14 protein-coding genes and 2 pseudogenes are annotated in these 18,023 nt (G+C 62.0%); 11 read left to right on the plus strand and 5 right to left on the minus strand.

The annotated features are described in order from the left end of the window. Window positions 1-33 precede the first annotated feature (33 nt). Window positions 34-417: a hypothetical protein gene (locus tag B0G82_RS39480; protein ID WP_147439551.1), complete on the plus strand. Its 384-nt coding sequence runs from the start codon at window positions 34-36 to the stop codon at window positions 415-417. Between the two features lie 84 nt (window positions 418-501). Here the strand turns inward: B0G82_RS39480 and B0G82_RS21425 are convergent, their stop codons facing one another. After that, window positions 502-900 carry a hypothetical protein gene (locus B0G82_RS21425; RefSeq protein ID WP_121308957.1) on the minus strand — a complete coding sequence of 133 codons (399 nt, stop codon included), beginning with the start codon at window positions 898-900 and terminating at the stop codon, window positions 502-504. 1,523 nt (window positions 901-2,423) lie between these two features. Between B0G82_RS21425 and B0G82_RS21435 the strand changes: the two genes are divergently transcribed. The 3 genes and pseudogenes from B0G82_RS21435 to B0G82_RS40540 all read left to right on the plus strand — a co-directional run. Further along, window positions 2,424-2,741 carry a potassium channel family protein gene (locus B0G82_RS21435; RefSeq protein WP_181916827.1) on the plus strand — a complete coding sequence of 106 codons (318 nt, stop codon included), beginning with the start codon at window positions 2,424-2,426 and terminating at the stop codon, window positions 2,739-2,741. 51 nt (window positions 2,742-2,792) lie between these two features. Then, window positions 2,793-3,896, plus strand: a complete 1,104-nt coding sequence (gene cax, locus B0G82_RS21440; RefSeq protein ID WP_121308959.1) for a calcium/proton exchanger — start codon at window positions 2,793-2,795, stop codon at window positions 3,894-3,896. Window positions 3,897-4,001: 105 nt separating this feature from the next. Then, window positions 4,002-4,133, plus strand: a pseudogene (locus tag B0G82_RS40540) (IS630 family transposase); the annotation flags it as partial. 39 nt (window positions 4,134-4,172) lie between these two features. Here B0G82_RS40540 and B0G82_RS41225 read toward each other — a convergent pair. After that, window positions 4,173-4,289, minus strand: a pseudogene (locus B0G82_RS41225) (AraC family transcriptional regulator); the annotation flags it as partial. 279 nt (window positions 4,290-4,568) lie between these two features. Between B0G82_RS41225 and B0G82_RS21450 the strand changes: the two are divergent. Then, window positions 4,569-5,081, plus strand: a complete 513-nt coding sequence (locus B0G82_RS21450; protein ID WP_116145401.1) for a universal stress protein — start codon at window positions 4,569-4,571, stop codon at window positions 5,079-5,081. Between the two features lie 98 nt (window positions 5,082-5,179). On the opposite strand, the gene B0G82_RS21455 is transcribed toward B0G82_RS21450, so the two are convergent. Then, window positions 5,180-6,865 (minus strand): hypothetical protein, encoded by a 1,686-nt coding sequence (locus B0G82_RS21455; RefSeq protein WP_147439553.1) that lies wholly within the window; start codon window positions 6,863-6,865, stop codon window positions 5,180-5,182. 724 nt (window positions 6,866-7,589) lie between these two features. Between B0G82_RS21455 and B0G82_RS21460 the strand changes: the two genes are divergently transcribed. The 5 genes from B0G82_RS21460 (at window position 7,590) to B0G82_RS39805 (ending at window position 12,357) form a co-directional block, all read left to right on the plus strand. Next, complete coding sequence (locus tag B0G82_RS21460; RefSeq protein ID WP_116145405.1) at window positions 7,590-8,213, plus strand: glycoside hydrolase family 25 protein; 624 nt, start codon at window positions 7,590-7,592, stop codon at window positions 8,211-8,213. A gap of 7 nt (window positions 8,214-8,220) precedes the next feature. Next, on the plus strand, window positions 8,221-8,673 hold the full coding sequence (locus B0G82_RS21465; protein WP_147439555.1) for a hypothetical protein: 453 nt from the start codon (window positions 8,221-8,223) through the stop codon (window positions 8,671-8,673). 218 nt (window positions 8,674-8,891) lie between these two features. Continuing rightward, a complete protein-coding gene (locus tag B0G82_RS21470; RefSeq protein WP_121308963.1) occupies window positions 8,892-10,715 on the plus strand; it encodes a hypothetical protein in 1,824 nt (607 codons plus the stop codon). Then, window positions 10,712-11,413, plus strand: coding sequence for a hypothetical protein (locus tag B0G82_RS21475; protein ID WP_121308964.1), 702 nt, complete (start codon window positions 10,712-10,714; stop codon window positions 11,411-11,413). Before B0G82_RS21470 ends, B0G82_RS21475 begins: the two co-directional genes overlap by 4 nt. Continuing rightward, window positions 11,413-12,357, plus strand: a complete 945-nt coding sequence (locus B0G82_RS39805; RefSeq protein WP_199730155.1) for a peptidoglycan-binding protein — start codon at window positions 11,413-11,415, stop codon at window positions 12,355-12,357. The genes B0G82_RS21475 and B0G82_RS39805 overlap by 1 nt, the downstream gene beginning before the upstream one ends. Before the next feature lie 29 nt (window positions 12,358-12,386). On the opposite strand, the gene B0G82_RS21485 is transcribed toward B0G82_RS39805, so the two are convergent. Next, entirely contained in the window at window positions 12,387-15,452 is a 3,066-nt protein-coding gene (locus tag B0G82_RS21485; protein ID WP_121308965.1) for an acetoacetate--CoA ligase, read from the minus strand. 416 nt (window positions 15,453-15,868) lie between these two features. On the opposite strand from B0G82_RS21485, the gene B0G82_RS21490 reads away from it, so the two are divergent. After that, window positions 15,869-17,092, plus strand: coding sequence for a GDSL-type esterase/lipase family protein (locus B0G82_RS21490; protein ID WP_121308966.1), 1,224 nt, complete (start codon window positions 15,869-15,871; stop codon window positions 17,090-17,092). Window positions 17,093-17,132: 40 nt separating this feature from the next. Here the strand turns inward: B0G82_RS21490 and B0G82_RS39810 are convergent, their stop codons facing one another. Further along, entirely contained in the window at window positions 17,133-17,300 is a 168-nt protein-coding gene (locus B0G82_RS39810) for a hypothetical protein (protein WP_158608185.1), read from the minus strand. Window positions 17,301-18,023: the final 723 nt, after the last annotated feature.

The following is an 18,023-nucleotide window of genomic DNA, read 5'->3' on the forward strand; positions in this document are numbered from 1 at the left end:
CTGACGTCTCCTGTCCATGCGCCTCGATCTGAGATGAACGAAAAAGCGTTGGGCGCTGCGGCGGCGCTGTCGCTTTGTCGGGCCGTTTCGCGCCTGACGGCCCGTTGCATGGAGTTCGGGAAAGAAGCCCGAAAGAACTCTGAAAAAAAGCATATGTTACTGAACGTAGATTGCAAGCTACGGCGCATTTCTGGCGCGCGACGGCGGTCTTTACTGTTTGGCCTGTTACGCTTTTCAAGTTTCTGTTTTATCCGCTTAGCGAAGCCCGCCACAGCATTTCCCGAACAAGTACAAACTTCCGCGCTCTCTTGGCGCACGTCGAAATCAGAGCGAAGGCATGAGGTAGTGGCCGTCGAACACGAGCTTTACGGCCGCGTCCGCCTGAGTTTCCTCGATGGGCGGCCGATAGCGGCGTAGTAGACGCGTCTTGTCACCACCCGCGTCTGCTGAGCCCGCTCTCGGTTTCCCGCTGAGGATGCCCGCGGTCGCAAGGCTCGCGCCTCAGTGGTGAACGGGCCGCATCGATGATCCCATTGGCCGAATTACCGCGGCCGCTCGCGCCTGGATTCTCGCCGCAGACGAAGTCGTTTTATGTGGACTGGTTGCGCAGTCGTACCCGTTCATTTGCTCATCGATGACAAAGTCTGCGACTCTCATCGCGTCCATCGAGTTACCTTCGACGTCGTACCACTGACGAGTCGCGCGATTAACTTTGGTTAATGCGTCGACAGCAAGTAGTACGGCGTCAGTCTCGGTGATCTTGCCTTCAAGATCATCCGCCAGGTAATCCGCAACACGTAGAGCCGCATTGATTAGATTGCTGTCGTCAATCAGGTCCGTCAATACCGCATAAACCACCGCGAGGCAGGCATTTTTGCGTGCAAGTGCGATATCTGTCATGAGGTTCTCCAGAGCCGAGGTGACTGGTTAGCGAACTTTGGCGGCCGCGTCGTAAAACAAGGCGAGCGCTACGCAGCCGTCACTACGACGACTACGGCAACGGCGATATCAGGTGCAAACACAATTTACTCCGAGTTTTCCCATGTGCATATCGAATGCGCCCCCGGCGAGGCCGCCACAGCATTTGTGGCGCTATAGGGCACTTTATAGTGCAAACGGAGCGACTCCCATCATGAATTTTTCTCTGGTTGCCGCTTCGCCCATTTTCGTTGCAGTGCTTTCAAGCCCGTCCGTCCGGGCTCCAAACAATTCCGCGGCCTGTGCACCGGCGGCTGCAGAGCATCCCAACGAAATCTTGAGGATGCGCCAACAGGTGGCCGCAGCCAATCGTGGGTACAGCGAGCAGGCAGCCGCCGCTAAAAAATTTTCGATGAAAAAAGGCGGCGGCCAAAAAAGAGCGCACTGCTGCCTCAGCGGCTTTCCGCAGCGCCCCCCAAAGCGCTACCGTGCGCTACGCCCTAGTATGCAAGTGCGGTCAGCCGTGCTGCCATCGAGGCCGCCCACGGCATCCAATCACAAAACGGCTCATCCGGGTGCTGCGCGCCCGAAAGCGCCAGTTCCACAGCGTCGCAAAACGAGGTCGCCCGGCTAGCAAGAGCGAGGAGACGCTGACGTTGACCAGCAGGATGCACCTCGTTCGAGATGCCTTGCTCGACCCGCAACGTTGACTATCCTTGGCTTAAGTTCGATGAACCTCAGCGGGAACAGATCCTCGACAAAGTATGCGACGTCGGAACTCGGCTTGTGGTGATGTATCGCTGCGGCGATCGGCAAGGAATTGTCGACGATTCCGGAATGATTCTTCGGTCGACAAATGCTCGCGCAATCGGTCGAAGCCTTTGGTGAACGGCTAACTCTGCGACTGCCAGTAGCATGCCGTTCCGGCGCTCCTGCTGACCCCCGTGCGAACAAAGCTGTCTGTCTAGTGCCCGCGGTTCGACCGCCACTGGGCAAGCATAGGACGAAGGCCCTATGCCGTCATCCACCTGGTGACACCTATAATCCGACAAGGCTACTACGCCGATTCTCGCAAGTTAAAACTCATTGGATAACCAGTGAGCTGGGTGTCAGCGTGCCGCGTCCTGAAGACGAGGTCGTGAGTTGCGTGCCAGCGTAGGTAGCTGATACAGCCGGTGGCCCTCGCAGATCCTGACTGTATCGAAAGCGTGAACGACAAAATATTCTCTACCTCGCGGTGGTGCACTCGTATTCTCACCTCCCTTGGGAAAGGAAACATGTTGCGAAGACCCGGTGATCGGGTGGGTTTTAACCAGCGTGTTGCGGGTGCGTATGCGGTGAACTGGCAGGCCATTTATTCGATGGTCTGCCGGAACTAGATCGTTCAGATCGATCGACTTTCCAGGAGGAGCATCCGCTCATTCATGTGCGGCTGCGCATGATGCTCATGCAAGCCCGATAACCCGTTCATTGATCCGCTTTTTGCCCTCCAGTCGGGAGAAGACATGGATCGCCGCACCACGCGACGGAGATTCCTTCAAGGCATGCTCTTTGGCCTGCGGTTGGTGTGGCCCGTCATGTCAGCCGTGCTCGTGCTGTTCGTCGGGCTCGGCATCATTGTCGGCCTGCGCGAAGGCTGGTCTGTCCAGGAATCGATTTACTTCTCGTTTGTCACCGGCCTGACAATCGGCTACGGAGACCTCGCACCCAAGACCCTTCTCGGGCGCGTGCTCGCCATCCTCATCGGCATGTGCGGCATCATCCTGACGGCGCTGGTCGCTGCCGTCGCCGTCAAGGCAATTACGGCCGCAACCGATGAGTGACACCAGGGGCACCGCGATCAATCGCTGGTGCACCGAAACCGGAGTGAAGCAATGACGCTGCTATGGCGCGAAATCCGCAGGAGTCCGCTGCTCTGGCTGCTGGTGTTCGTGCCCACAGTGCTCGCTGCGGAGCACCTGTTCCATGCGCATGGGCAGGTGCTGTTCATCCTGGCCGTGCTGGCTATCGTTCCACTCGCGGGCCTGCTAAGCCATGCCACCGAGTCGGTCGCCGCCAAGACCGGCGACGCCGTCGGCGGCCTGCTCAACGCGACACTGGGCAACCTCACCGAACTGGTGATCGCGCTGACCGCCCTGGGCGCGGGGCAGTATATGCTGGTGAAGGCATCGATTGCCGGCGCCATCGTCACCAACACCTTGTTCATGCTCGGCGCTTCCCTGCTTCTGGGCGGCATGCGCTATCACACGCAGGATTTCAACGCGGCTAGCGCCAGGCTCCAGGCGGGCCAGCTGTTCCTGGCCACGATCGCGCTGCTCGTGCCCTCGCTGGCTTCTGGCACGGGCGAAGCGCCGGGGCAGGCGTTCCTGCAGCAGCTCAGTGTGTGCCTCGCAATCGTGCTCATCGTAACCTATGCCCTGGGCCTGGTTTTCTCGCTGAAGACCCATAGGGAGTTCTTCGGTTCGGTCAGGCATGGCGACGTAAAGGGCGAGGAGGACGGCGAGCCTTGGCCGCTGAGGCTGGCGATCTGCATCCTGGGCGCCGTCACGGTGCTCGTGGGGCTGGTCAGCGAGATCTTCGTGGCGTCGGTGCAGGAAGCTGCGGTGGCTATGGGCATGACCGACACCTTCGTCGGTTTCGTCGTCGTGGCACTGGTAGGGGCCGCCGCCGAGATGACCGCGGCCTTCTCCGGCGCCCGCAAGAACCGCCTGGACTTGAGTGTCGGCATCGCGCTAGGCAGCGCTACCCAGATCGCACTGTTCGTGGCACCCGTGCTCGTACTCGCCAGCTACTTTCTCGGCCCGGCGCCCATGACCCTGCAGTTCTGGCCGGGCGCCGTCGCGATGATGTTTCTTGCCACGCTCACCGTCTCGCTCGTGTGCAATGGCGGGCGCAGCGCATGGTTCCTGGGGGTGCTGGTCACTGCGGTCTATCTCACGTTTGCGACGACGCTGTACCTTCTGCCGCCGATACTCTAACGAACGCTATCGGAATACTTTACGGCTGCGCCGTAACCGGCTACGCAGCCACGTTTCGCTCGCCGCGGCGGCGCAGCTGTCCGACTCTGGCAGTCACGGGAGCAGCGCCATACGCATGTCGAGTCGCTGAAGTTCCTGCGCAAGATCGACCGCAAGACGCCCAGGGACAAGACGCTGCATCTGATCGCCGACAACTGCGCCACGCACAAGCACCCCGCGGTGCAGCAGTGGCTGGCGTGCTTCCTGCATGCGCACATGCTTCTGATACTGCAACGGACTCATCGCCGTGACTGCGCGGAAATGGCGATTGAACGAGGGAACGCTCATGTGCACAGTCGCTGCGAGCGTCTCTGACGAGCACGGTTCGTCGAAGTGGCTGCGCATCCGGCGCATGGCAAGCTGCCCGATTTCGATGTCGACGCCTTCAGCGTCGCATCGGAACGGGGAAGTCTCCTCTCATTCTGAATTGTCCCGATCTCCCACGCGTGCCCGCCTCCGCGACGCAAGACCGGCCCATGTCGATCAAGGGTAATGGCCCCAGCGTCTGCGCGAATCCATGCGCGGCCTCCGGGCCGAAACGGGTTGCTGTTTTTTTCGAATCTACCTCTGCTCATTCAGCGCTCATTCTGCATGGTCAAGATAGCTCATCTGACCAGTTAAGAGGCACCCAGAATGTTCACGAAGATACTCGTCGCAATCAGTGCAAGTCCCGCGGATACCATCCTCGCGTCCGCCATTGAAGCCGCTCGAAAGTACGACGCCCAAATCGTCGCGCTCCACGTAGTCGACCTGACGCCCTGTTTGATTGGCGCCGCCGACTGTTACGTCGACCTGATCGTCGAGTCAATGGAGGAACATGGCCGCCAGGTGATCACACGTGCCAGGGACGTGCTGGACGGTCAGGCGCGTTCAGCCGAAGTCCGCATGATGACGTTGCCGCTTACCAGAATGACGATCGGGCGCGCGATCGCTTCCGTTGCCGAAGAGACGGCGGCTGACCTGATTCTTCTCGGTGAACGGAATACGTCCTGGTGGAACTGGTTGAACGAAGACGTGGCGGCGGAGGTCGCACGCTGTTCCGGCAGGCCAGTCCAGATCGCGGCACGACCGCGCGCCGAACGCTATACCGCCTCGCTCGACAAGTCGCAAAGGTCGATACCGTTCCTGGCTTCCGTCAACAAGTGATCCGGCGTCGGGCCCTCGCGAGTGAAATCGACGCGAGCCCGATCGATATCCACATACGGCCGCATACGAGCTGTCCGCGTTTGCTCATTCGGAATCGATTACGTGAACTTCGGCTTCTCGACCTGTTCCGCAAACGCAGCGCCGCTCACCGGCAGGCCTGAATAAGTCACGGTCGCCGTGGCGCTGCGCTCCTCGGTTGCAACGGGACCGCTGCCCGCCTGTCGCGAAGGAAAAATCACATCGACCAACCGGTCCACGAAATAGAAGAACTTATCCGATGCATATCCGGCCACGAACGCAACTCCCAGCGGCGAAATGTTCTTGCCGCCCTGAACAAGATCGCTGAATAGCCCGATCGCTATCCCGACAATGATGGCGCACGTGACATGCGAGCGGTTCCCCACCTTCGAGTACTCAGGATGAAACCGGCTCGTCTCACACTCGATCTTTATCTTCCTCAGGATCGCCGCGCATGCGCCCAGCCACGCATAAACCACGGGAAGGACAAAGCCGGTCAGCGCGCCGACAAAGGAAAGGATGATCTCGCGCCCATACAGCGCCATTGCCCGGATATCCTGATAGGCAGCGATCTTGATGAATCCGTCTTTTATCACACCCTCCGGATGGAGTGAAAAGTCATTGTCCTTGTCTTTGTCCTTGCCCTCGTTGACGACCGGTTGCAGCATCGGCACCTTGATTTCCAGACTGTCGCGAATCCGTTTCTGGTCACAGATCCAATCCGACGCTGCCGGAGGCGAAGCCGCGTTGACCGGAACGAGCACCGCTTTCGGCGCGGTTTCGGCACAATCCGGATCACGATCCGTATACCGGTTGGTCACGGATAGATTCAGCACCCGTCCGATCAGCCGGATGCGATGGACGTCGTTGAATAGCTGCCTGTTGTTGGTCGCGAATTGTTGCAGATTCTCTTTGATCTGCAACGCGGGCTGCGAGTTGCTCAACGCATACAATTCGTTGCTCGCCTTCTCTCTCGCGTCGATCACCTCGGGCGTAGCGTTGCCCGATTCGAAAGTCTCCTGATAGGCGGATCCCAGCAGCGCGCGAAGTTCACGGTCGGTCTTCTGCTTCGACACCACAATGTTCTCGCCGTAGCTCACCAGTTGATTGTGCAGCGCCATCGAGCCCGCGTCATTGAGCTGAACGGTATGCAGCACGTCGTCAGACACCTGATTGACCGTGAAAAGCAGGCACGAAAGCGAAACGACAGCGAAGGTCAGCACCACGGCGGACCACGTGTAGATTCGGATCGCCCGACGCGCGCCGCGTCTCGCTTCGCCGCCCGCCGTTTCCGCGACCACCGGTAGTGTGCTGCTCGCCAGGCGATCCACGGCCGGGTAGAAAGCCGACTCGACATCCGCGTCCCAAGTCCCCTGCTTCTGTGCGGCTCGCGCTCGCGAGAAAACCGCGATGTCGGCGGGCGTGAGGTTATGCCCGGAAAAAGCGGCGTACGACGCAAGTTCATCAGCGCGGCGCAAGTCTTCGGCAACTTGCGCATTGGGATATCGCACCTGCTTCACGAGCCGCATCAGCGTTCGGTCGAGCGCGATTTCAAGAGCTTCCGAACCGGTGAAATGCCATACGGCGTGACGCGCGCGTCTGACGACTGCCATGTCCGCGGGGTCGATCTCGATACCGCCTTCGAATGCCTGCGCGATCAACCGCTCGGCCTCGGAAATCTTCGCTTTGAGCGCGCGCCGCAGTAACCAGCATTGACGCGTCGCATCGCCACGCGCCTGTCCGACCTTCTCATCGTCGCTCATCATGTCCTCCGCCGCGGCCGGCAGGCCAGCTGTGCCCCGAGGTTATGCGGTCCCTGCACTCTCCAGATCGACGCTTCGGTCTTGCGGAGGCGAAACTGTGGCGGGATAGTACTGGAGAAGATCGGACACGCAAGCATGGCGAAACCCTTCCCACCGCGAGCAGGTCAAGCGCATTGATTGGACGAACGATGTATCGGGCATTTGAACAGGAATGGAAAATGGTCCCGTATTTATGCATATACAGATAAACGAATCGACTGCATCTGCTTTCGACAATATGGACTCCTAGTATTAGCGACCACGCTAGCCCGCGTACAAAACTTCCCAAACCGACCGTCCATATGATCGCCGCTCGCGGCCAATTTGACCTGGCGGAAAAAGAATGTGAGGTAGCACACACAGCGTTGAAGTTTTGTGTTTCAGACCTTTACGCAGCGCTTATTGTTTTCTTGCAGGTACCAGACTCAACGCAACGTGCGGCAATCGGAACGCTTCCTGAAACTCGAGCGCCCCGCCTCTGGTCGCAACGTTGAATCCAACACTCCGCGTGTGATCGGCGCATTGACGTGATGCGCGAGACCCTCAATCGCTTGCAGGAAACGGCTCGTCTATCGAGCCGCGATGCCTGTGAGCGCTCCCGAACCGGGACTCGATATCGTTGCCGATCGATGTCAGGTCTATCGACGCGCGTCGCATTTCGAAACCAGTCAATCGAGCGAGGCAACTTATGCCAACCGGTTCGAACGTTGTCGTCGATATATCCCACCACAACGCCAACGTCGACTTCTCCGCGCTAAAAGCGGCAGGAATAGTCGGCGTCATTCACAAAGCGACACAGGGCGTAACGGGTGTGGATCCGACGTATGCCAGTCATCGCGCAAGCGCACAGCAGCAAGGGCTGCTCTGGGGCGCCTATCATTTCGGCACGGACAGCGACGGGGTGCAGCAAGCCGTTAGCTTCCTCAACGCTGTCGGCGATGTATCCAACACCCTGATCGCGCTCGATTTCGAATCGAACCCGACGGGACCGAGCATGAGCCTCGAGGAAGCACGCGCGTTTGTCACGCACGTCGCGTCAGCGACTGGCCGATACCCGGGATTCTATTCGGGCCACGATATCAAGCAGCTACTCGGAACAGGCACCGACACGGTGCTATCCAACTGCTGGTTCTGGCTGGCGCAGTACGGACCGACCGCCGTGGTGCCGGCGAACTGGACCCGCTGGACGCTGTGGCAATACACCGACGGCGCACTTGGGCCGCCGCCTACGGAAATACCAGGCGTTGGCCGGTTCGACCGCGACATCTTCAACGGCAACGAGGACGAACTGCGCTCCTTCTGGGGCACATGAGCATCCTATGCACGGGTGCGCTCAGCCGCCGATTGTTCGCGTGTTGCTGTGGACACTGCTCACTTGCCTGACCGGTTCCTGCGCGGACCACACGCCGGCCGGTAACGGTTGTCCGTCGACTTGCGGGCCAGCGGTTCGATCTGTTCCGCTCGAAATCACGGTGCCCGTCGGCGCGAGCGCCGACGCTATCGTGGTCAGCGGCCAGCTCCGTCACAACGCGGATAGCGTCGGCTATGCCTTCTCCGCTCGCTCAGGCATGCGTCTGGAATGGTCGTTCTCAGGGCCGCCCGCGCATATGGTGCTGACCTATCCGGATGGCGACTCGGACGGCCCCTTTCTGCCACCCGTCATTACGCTACCTGGTTCCGGACGATATGTACTGGCTCTGTCCGCCGACACGATGGCTGAAGGTGCAGACGGTCCGTTTCGCCTGACGTTGCGGCTATTACCGCCGGACTGATTCAGCGAGTGCTCAGATAGAACCGCTACGTTCCAATGTGCAATCCGAACCTCGACCTTCTGAACAACGCGCGTTATCAGACGCAACGGCCAGATCAGGAACCTCAGCCGTTTGTTCTTCCGCCCTTGATCGGGCTGCCGCAGAGTCGCGGTCGGACTTACCGTCCCCGGAATGCATCAGCCCGGATGGCGGTTCGTCCCGTCCTTGGGAGTCATGCCATGTCGATCTTCTGGCGGGCACTTTGCCTGCTGCTCACCGTCCTTGCGCTGGGGACGGCTGAACCCTGCGCCGCACAGAGTGCGACCGGCGCCAGCGCCGTGGAAGCCGCGCCGCCACCGCTCGTGTTCGATCGCAAGCTGTTGCTGGGCATGCTCGGCGCGTCGAATGTGCCTGGTCACGACGATCAGGTTCAGCTCACTCGCGAGCAGGCCATGCGTCTTCTAGGCGGCACTTCCGACGCCCAGCGCAACCGCGTGATGTTCACGCTCATCATCGCCAGCTTTTCGTTCGTCGCGCTGAGCCTCATCATCATGTTGCTGGTGGTCGGACTCGTGCGATGGTCGTTCTGGAGACGGGCATCGCTGGAAGGGCCGCATAAATGGCGCACCTATCTGCTGCAGTTGCCGCTCGGCGCTCCGGAAGGCAGTGTGCGGGCGCTTCTTTCACTCTTCGTCGTGGTGTTCGGCTTTCTCGTGATTGCGATGCAAGGCTATCTCAGCCTCGGCAATACGGAAGCGATCGCGGGTTTTGTCGGCGCGGTGATCACGTTTTACTTCACCTCGCGCAACAGCGAACAAGCGCGCAAAGCGATTCTCCAGGCGCACGCGGCCGCCGACGCCACCGCCACCAACGTCGCCAACGTCATTCAGACGGCAGCCGACGCCGCCACGACCGCGCAGCGGGAAAACTCCGACCGCATGACCGCCGTCACGAAGTCGGCGTTCGATAAATCGGCGGAGACCGCGACGATCGCCCTGCGCACCATCGCGGATACCGCGGCGGGCGCGACTGGCGCCGGCGCCGCGGACGCCGCACCGAGCGCGCAGTCGCAGCTGTCTTCACTGCGTGACCGTCTGACGGCGATACAACAGGTCGCGCGCGGTGTCAGCGATCTCGGACTCGGCGGCGAGACGCTACCGGCCGCGGCGGCAACCGTCGCCACCGTGAGTGATCTGCTCGGCAAGATTCAACCGCTTCTGAGCGGCAAAGCGGATGCGGCGAGCGTCACCGGCGTGTTGCAGGAAGCCGGCGCCAGCTTGCCCGCGCTCGAAGCGGCCGGACTGCCGGGGGCGCTGGCGGAGTCGATCGAAGTACTGCGCACGGCGGCCTCGCCGATCCTTGCCGGCTTGCCGGGCGGACCGGTCGGAATCGTCGGCGGCGTGCTCATTGCCGGCATACGGCTCGCTGGGCGTCAACGCGACCTGAACACGTTCAAGGCCGCCTTGCTGAGCAAACCCTTCGATCCTGTCCTCCTGCCGGACGCGCCGGACGAAGCCCAGGCTGCCGCGGCCTTTGCCATTTCGCCGCTGATGCAGGCGCACTTCCCGAACGCCGACCCGCCCACTCGCCTCGCCCTGATGGCGCTCGCCACACGCAAGAATGAGGACGGCACACGCCGCAACGCCGCGGACATCGCGCAACCCTGCGCGGACGACATCGCGAACCGGACCGCCAACGTGCTGCCGGCGCGCGGGCCCGACACGGAGTTCACGTCGGTTGCGGAGCTCACCCACGCTTTCGACGAATACCTCGGCTCGCTCGTGCATCTCAACGCAAAGCAGGCGCTTCCCGCCGACGCCACCCTTACGGCCGGCACAGCCGACGCCGCACCGCAACCGGGCCTGCAGACGCTTGCCGATGCGGCGCGTCAACTTCTGCCTGATCCGAAGGCCGCCGCGCAACTGGAGCGTCTCGTCTATCTCGGCGAAGCACTCGGCAAACTGCCGATCGACAAGCAACAGGCAGTCACCCTCGTCACGGATGCGTTGAGCGTGGCCGCACAGTCCGCACTGGTCCTGACCAGGACCGAGGAATCGCCATGATCACGAAAGCGCTGGCGCGCGGCGCGGCGTTGGTCGCGATCGCGGGTTGCACGACGGGGACGGTGCCGTTCGTCACCGATCCGTCCGTCACTCAGTTGCAACGCATGAAGCAGGCATCGGATAACGCCAAAACAACAGGCAGTCGCGCGCCGTTGCGAGCAATGGCCGCGGAACAGATCAACTGCGAGCGCCGCAGCGATACGCTTTGCGAAGAGCTGTACGGCTATCGGGCCAGCGCCTGTGCGCAATTGACGAACACCGGCGACGCGGCGCAGGATGCGGCGTCGCGTCAGTGTGCGGTATCCGACTACGAACGGGCGATCACCCTGCTCCCCGATCCGCCCGCCGACCGGGACCGCACGAAACTGCTGGCCGGTCTTGCCGATGCGCTGAAGACGATGCGCTCGCAACCCGCGCCCGGAAGCGATGCCGCGGCGCTCACGCAGCGTTTCGACGACACCGTGGCAAAGCTGCAAGCGCAGCCCGACGGCAAGACCTACGCACGCTACTTTCGGGCGGACGAGCAGGCGGTGCAAGCCATGAATGGCCGCGTGCCGCCCGCCGAAATGTGCCCTGCATTGCGCAATGCGCGCAGCCAACTGACACCCGACCCCGGCGCGAACACCGACCTGTCGAAACGGATGGAAACGCTGGCGAACTCCATCGATAACTTCTCTGCCGCAAAAGGATGCCCGTGATGCCAACTTTCATGCGAAACCTCTGGCTGACCTCGCCGATGATGCGCGGCGCCGACGTAGCCCAGGCGCAGGCGCAACTCGTCAAGCTGGGCAGCAAGCTCGTCAGCGACGGCTTGTTCGGCCGCGCAACCAGCGACGCCGTGGTCGATTTTCAGACGCACAACCGCGCGCTCGTCGCCGATGGCGTGCTCGGCCGCCAGACCTGGGCGATGCTGTTCGGCGAGACCGCACCGGTGCTGCCCGACCGCACCGCAAGCGATATTCTGAGCGCCGACCAGTTGACGCGGCTCACGCAGCCGCACCGCTATTTCTCGTCGAGCGAGCTGTGGCGGCTCAGCCGTGACGGTGTCACCATGCAGAACGAGGCCAATGCAAGTTGCACGGATGCGGACCACGCGCAGGCACTGAAGGTCTTCACCGAGCAGAAGGAGGCGCTCGCCACGATCCTCAGCAAAGTCGCCGTGCCGATCGAACTGGTGATCGCGTGCATCTGCGCGGAGAGCGGCGGCCGCGTGAAAGCGGAGCGGCGCGAACCCGGCTGCAGCAAGGTGGACCCGGCGCTCACACCCGGGCGCGTGTCCGTGGGTCTGATGCAGACGCTGCTCGGCACGGCGCGCGATGCGCTGCGCCGCCCGGCACTGGCTCTCGACGACCTGTGCGATCCGCTTATCTCGATCGAAGCCGGCGCGACTTATATCTGGCGGCAGGCGCGTCTGACCGGTTTCGATCCACCGCTCGTCGCGGCGGCTTACAACGCAGGCGGACTGCGCTTTAACGACAGCCCGACGAATCGCTGGAAGCTCGTTCAATACCCGATCGGGACGTCCGCGCATGTGGACCGTTTCGTCGGCGCGTTCAATGCCGCCATGCGTCTGGACGATATCGCCACGCTCAACGCGTCGCTTGGCAACCGGCTGCCGAGTTTGCGCAACCTGCTGCCGTGAGCGACGCCGCCGTCAGGCCCTTCGACTCGCTACGCGCCGGCCAGCCTGCGCGCGAGCGTATCGGCCACGGTGGCCAGGTGCGGTTCGACAACGAGATCGGTGTGGGCGCCGTCGATGGTCTTCACCAGCAGCCCACTGCTTGCCACGCGCTGCCAGGCCGGCAGCGGATCGCCCTGCCCGCCCTCCCTGGCGGAAGCGCGCACGTAGACGATCGGGCTGCCGAGATAGCGGCGCGGGCGGTACGTCGCCATCGCGACGCGCATCGACTCGCGTACCTGCCGCAGTGCCGGCGGCAGTCCCTGCGTATCGGCGGCCGGCCTCGCGGCCATCTTGCCGAGCCGCATGCGAATCCGGTCGGCGGCTCCGAACACCCGCTCCTTCATATAGGCGACGCGACTTCGTGTGGAAAGCGTGCGGAACGCTCGCACGCGCTCAGCCATGACTTCGCACTGGAAGGACAACCACTCGTGCCACGGCAAATAGCGTTCGTCCACGTAGGTATCCAGCAGACACAGCAACTCGATCTTTTCGCCCGCCGCGACAAGTTGCTGCGCTATCTCGAACGCGACCAGGCCGCCAAACGAATAACCGACCAGCGCATACGGGCCGCTCGGCTGCACCGCGCGCATCTGCTGGACATACACCCTCGCCATCTCCTCGACGCTTCGCTGCGGCTCCTCGTCGCCATCGAGCCCGCGCGCCTGCAGACCGTACACGGGCCGCTCGTTTTCCAATGCACCGGCCAGCGTCAGGCACTCCATCACTGAACCCGTGATGCTATGAAGCATGAACACAGGCCTTCCGCGGCCCGCACGCATCGGCACAATGTTGGGATGCGTGTCCTGCGCTCGCTCGCCTGTGATAACGGCCGCGAGCCGCGCAATGGTCGGCGCGATGATAAGCGTTGCAAGCGGCAGCGTTCGGCCCGTTGCCAGCCGTATTTCGGCGAGCATCTGCGCGGCGAGCAGCGAATGGCCGCCGAGTTCAAAGAAGTTGTCGTCCAGACTGACCGGCGCGAAACTGAAAAGCTGCTCCCAGAGCGCGCATAGATAGACTTCGACCTGCTCGGCCGATTCACCGGGCTCCGGCAACTCGCGACGTGTGCGGGCGAGCGCGGGATGCGCGCTGATCTTCTCGACGCATCCGGGGTTCGCCAGCGACGACAGGTTGCGCACCGGCAAACCATTTACGGCATCGCGCGCGGCCGCCTCCGATGGCTTGCCATTGTGCGTGACGGGCAGCGCTTCGACTTCGGCGATCACGTCCGGCACGAGCGCCGCCGAACCCTGCAGCATCAGTTCACGCCGCACGCGCGAAGCGAGTGCGGCGCTCATCTTCGCGCCCCGGCGCAACACGAGCAGCAGCACGACGCGCTGGCCCGATCCGCTCGCGTCATGGGCAGTCTGCGCGACCACCATCGACTGATTGATCTCGCCAATACTGCTGACAATGCGGTAGATCTCGCCGGGGCTGACATTGATGCCGCGCACATTCAGCACGCCGTCGCTACGTCCGTGCAGGCGCGCCGACCCCTGCGCCGAAAATTCGATGATGTCGCCGTGCGTCCACACGCCAGGATTCGCCTTGAAATAGGCGGCGTGAAAGCGCGAGCCGTCCGCGTCGCCGAAGAAGCCGAGCGGGCGTGACGGAAACGGATTGACGCAAACCAGCTCACCGGTCATGGAGGTGGGCTTGCCTTCGTTCCACGCCTGAACATCGAGGCCGAGACTCTTGCACTGCGCTTCGCCCGCGTAGACCGGCAGATTCGGATTGCCGAGCACGAAGCAACCGATGATATCCGTGCCGCCGGAAATCGACTGGAGCTGCAGCGGCTTAACATAGGCGCGCACCCATTCGAACTGCGAGTCGTAGAGCACGGCACCAGTCGACATCATCGCGCGCAGCGCGTCCAGCCCGAACTGCTCGCCGGGTTTCAGGCCCGCGTCCTCACACATCTTCAGATAGGCGGGACTCGTGCCGAACACGGTCACGCGCTCATCGGCGACCAGCCGCCAAAGCGTGTCCACTTCCGCAACCGGTCCGTCGTACGTGACGATCTCGACGCCCGACGCCAACACCGACAACTGCCAGTTCCACATCATCCACGAGCAACTCGTGTGGAAGTAGAGCTTGTCGCCGGGACCCAGGTCGCTGTGCAACTGATGCTCTTTCAGATGTTCGAGCAAGGTGCCGCCGGCGCCGTGCACGATGCACTTGGGCTTTCCTGTCGTGCCCGACGAGAACATGATGAAAAGCGGATGATTGAACGGAAAGCGCCGCCATTCGAACCGCGCGGCGTCACCCTGAACGATGAGATCGCGCAGCGAATGCTGAGGCTGGCTCACCGTGCTCGGCAGCGGCGTTTCGTCCAGGCAGACAACGTTCGTGAGCGTCGGCAATGCCGCGGCCACTGCCGCGACGTGCGAAGCGAGCGAGCCGGCCGTATCGAATGAGCGCTGCGTCGTGTGCGCGAACAGCATGCGCGGTTCGAGCGGCTCGAAGCGGTCGAGGATCGCCTGCACGCCGGTCTCAGGCGCGGCGGTGGAGAGCGTCGCGCCCAGCGCCGTCACCGCGAGCGCGGTGACGATTGCGTGCGCGTCGTTGCGCATCATCGCGACCACGCGGTCGCCCGGACGCAGACCGAGCTCGTTGAGCGAACAGGCAAGGCGCGCCACACGTTCGCGCAACTCGCCGCGCGTCATCGTTTCGCGGCGGCCATCGGCATAACGCGCGGTGAGCGCCGGCGACTCGTCCGGCGCGATCTTTCGCCCGAGAACGCTTTGGGCGTAATTCAGCTCGACGTTCGGAAAGAAACGCGCGGTCTCGCATTCGCCGCCGACGCAGACCGGCTCGGCCGCGCCGCTCCATGCCATTCCGTCGGTCCATTGCAGAAAGCACTGCCAGAACCGGCGGAACTCGCGCGTCGAATAAGCGTGCAGTTCCGGATAGTCCGCGAAACGCTCGCCTGTGAAAGTTTCCAGCGCCGCGGTAAAGCGTGATATTCGTGATTCGGCGACGCGTTCCGGCAAGTTCTGAAATACGGGTTCGCGCGCATACATGCGCATGCTGGCCCCGACGAAATTCTCGTGATTCATCCCGCCACCAGTAGTGGAATAAAGCGTTATATGTAGTTATCTGCCTGTTGCCGGCGGGCGCCGGTAAGCAGTCGCATTCCGACAGTGCCTCTTGTCTGGCCTTGAGCACTCTGCCCTCGCAAACAGATTACTGCGCGAGACAACGACGCTATGTGCGACCTCACACAAAATTACACGCCTCGCCGCGCAACGTCTCGCGGCACGAACTTTTGACCGCCCGCTCGTTGCGCGCAGGCAATTGAATTTGCTGGCCGCCCGGCGCTGTGTTATCTACCGCACCGAACGCATGCACAAAAGAACGATTAAATCGGCAGACAGCGATCAAACCGCAAAAAGAGGATCGGGCTCGCGCTGTGCGATGCGTCTGCCACAGACGTTGCACTCGCGGAAGCTCGGTCTTCCACAAGGAAAAGGACGTGAACCGATGGATTCCGGCGCTTCTTAAAGCGACCCTTGTACTTTGTATCGTGCTGCCCGATATAGCCAGCAAGGGGGTGCAAGGCGTCGAGACGTCCGCGCCCTGGATAGGCACGTGGTCCGCTTCGCCCTCCATCACCGACGATGCCGGCTTCAATAACCAGACGTTGCGGCAGATAGTCCACACCAGCATCGGTGGAGGATCGGCGCGAATCCAATTGTCGAACCTGTTCGGTTCAGAGCCGCTGATGATTGGCGAAGCGCGAATCGCGCGGGGCGCTGGAGGTCAGAAAACGGTGGTCGGCAGTGACCGCGCGGTCACGTTCGACGGTCAGCCGAACGTGACGATTCCCGTGGGCGCTTCGGTCTTGAGCGACCCGGTCGCGTTCGAGGTTCCGCCGCTCGCCGATGTCGCCATCAGCCTCTATCTACCCGTGCAGACGGCGCCGCGTTCGACCGGCCACGTCGACGGCCTGCAAGACGTCTATATCGCCGCCGGAGATGTCGCCGCCGACCCGGTCTTTACCGGCGGAAGCACGTTCTCCCCCGGCGGCCAGTCCTACTATTTCCTGACGGGTCTCGACGTGTTGAACCCCGCCGCGACCGGGGCGGTGGTCACATTCGGCGCTTCCATAACCGACGGTCTCAGGTCGAGTGTCAATGCCAACCGGCGCTGGCCCAATCGCCTCGCGATCCGGTTGCAGCAGGCCGGCATGACCGTGGGCGTGCTCAACCAGGGCATCAGCGGCAATGACTTCTTCACCAATAACGCCGGACAGGCTGGTCTCAAGCGCTTTGATCGCGACGTGCTCCAGCAACCGGGCGTGGAATGGGTCGTCATCTCGGACGACGCAATCAACGACCTGAACACCGACACACCGCCCACGGCTCGCCGGTTGATCGGTGCATTGCGACAACTCATCGAGCGCGCGCATCGCGCCAACATCAAGGCCATATGTTCCACGCTCACGCCGTTTGCCGCAACGGGATCCGTCGAAGCGGCGCGGCAGGACATTAACGCCTTCATCCTGAGTCCGACGAGCGGTTGCGATGCGGTACTCGACCAGGCGAAGGCCGTCAGCGACCCCGCCAATCCCGCTGTTTTGCTACCGGCCTATAACAGCGGCGACAACCTCCATCCGAACGAGGCGGGCTTGCAAGCCATTGCCGACGCGATGGATCTGGGTGCGCTTACGGCCGGGGTGCCCGTCCAGGCGCCCTGATGGCGCGTCGGACAATCGACTGCTGCGCAGGCGAAGCGACTCATTTACGCAAACATCTTCGATGTCCGCCCAGTTTTCGCGCTCCGGCGCCGCTCTTCATCATTTTCTTTCTACCGGGCGTAAAGAACAGGACATCCATCACCGCCAATAGCGAGAGCACGACAATCGCGACGAAAACAGCCGTCCCGATGATGCTCAAAAGTGCCATATGTCCTCCGTGAGTTGAGGGAAAGCCGATCGACGCGCACTTTATCATTCCGACAGGCATGGCCGCGATTTGCAACGCTGCGCGCTCCGCCACAACCGATCAGCCGGCTCGACCCTGCACTCTCCTATAACGCTCCATTAAGTTGTTAGCAAGACACGCGGGTCCGGCCTGGCGTTTCTGCGCCGTCTATCGGATACCGGCATCCGCCTGGCCGTCGCGTGAATTCCATTCATCAGAGTATACCCATAGCGGCATTCAAAACCCCCGGATCGACGTCCATTAGCCGGGCTGTCTATCGTCCGCACATTCCTGGGTAGTTTGATTTCTGTGTGCGCCGCGCCGCAGAAAGGGCTCGTCTTTCGCTTCAACATCGGCAGCAAATACATCAAAACTCGGGGGACAAGGTGGCAATCAGTAAATTTGAGGCACCAGGTTGAGTCGCCTGGATTGAACGCTTTTACCGCCGTTCACGCCCATAAATCAATTCCAATAAGCAGGCTCGCCATGTTCACATCAACCACAATTATCCTTATCGTTTGCGTGTGGGTTACCGTCGTAGTCCTGCTTTGGCTGCTGGTTCGCCACGGTGCTCTACGAGAGCGCGCAGAATACGAAAGTCCGCCCGCAAATGGGCAGAAGGTGCGAGCCGCGTCCGAACGGCGCTATGGAGACGCCGCTAACGGCCACGCAGACTCACCCGAGTTTCATGGGCCGTCCGGAAGA

Source organism: Paraburkholderia sp. BL17N1 (genome assembly GCF_003634175.1).
GTDB lineage: Bacteria > Pseudomonadota > Gammaproteobacteria > Burkholderiales > Burkholderiaceae > Paraburkholderia.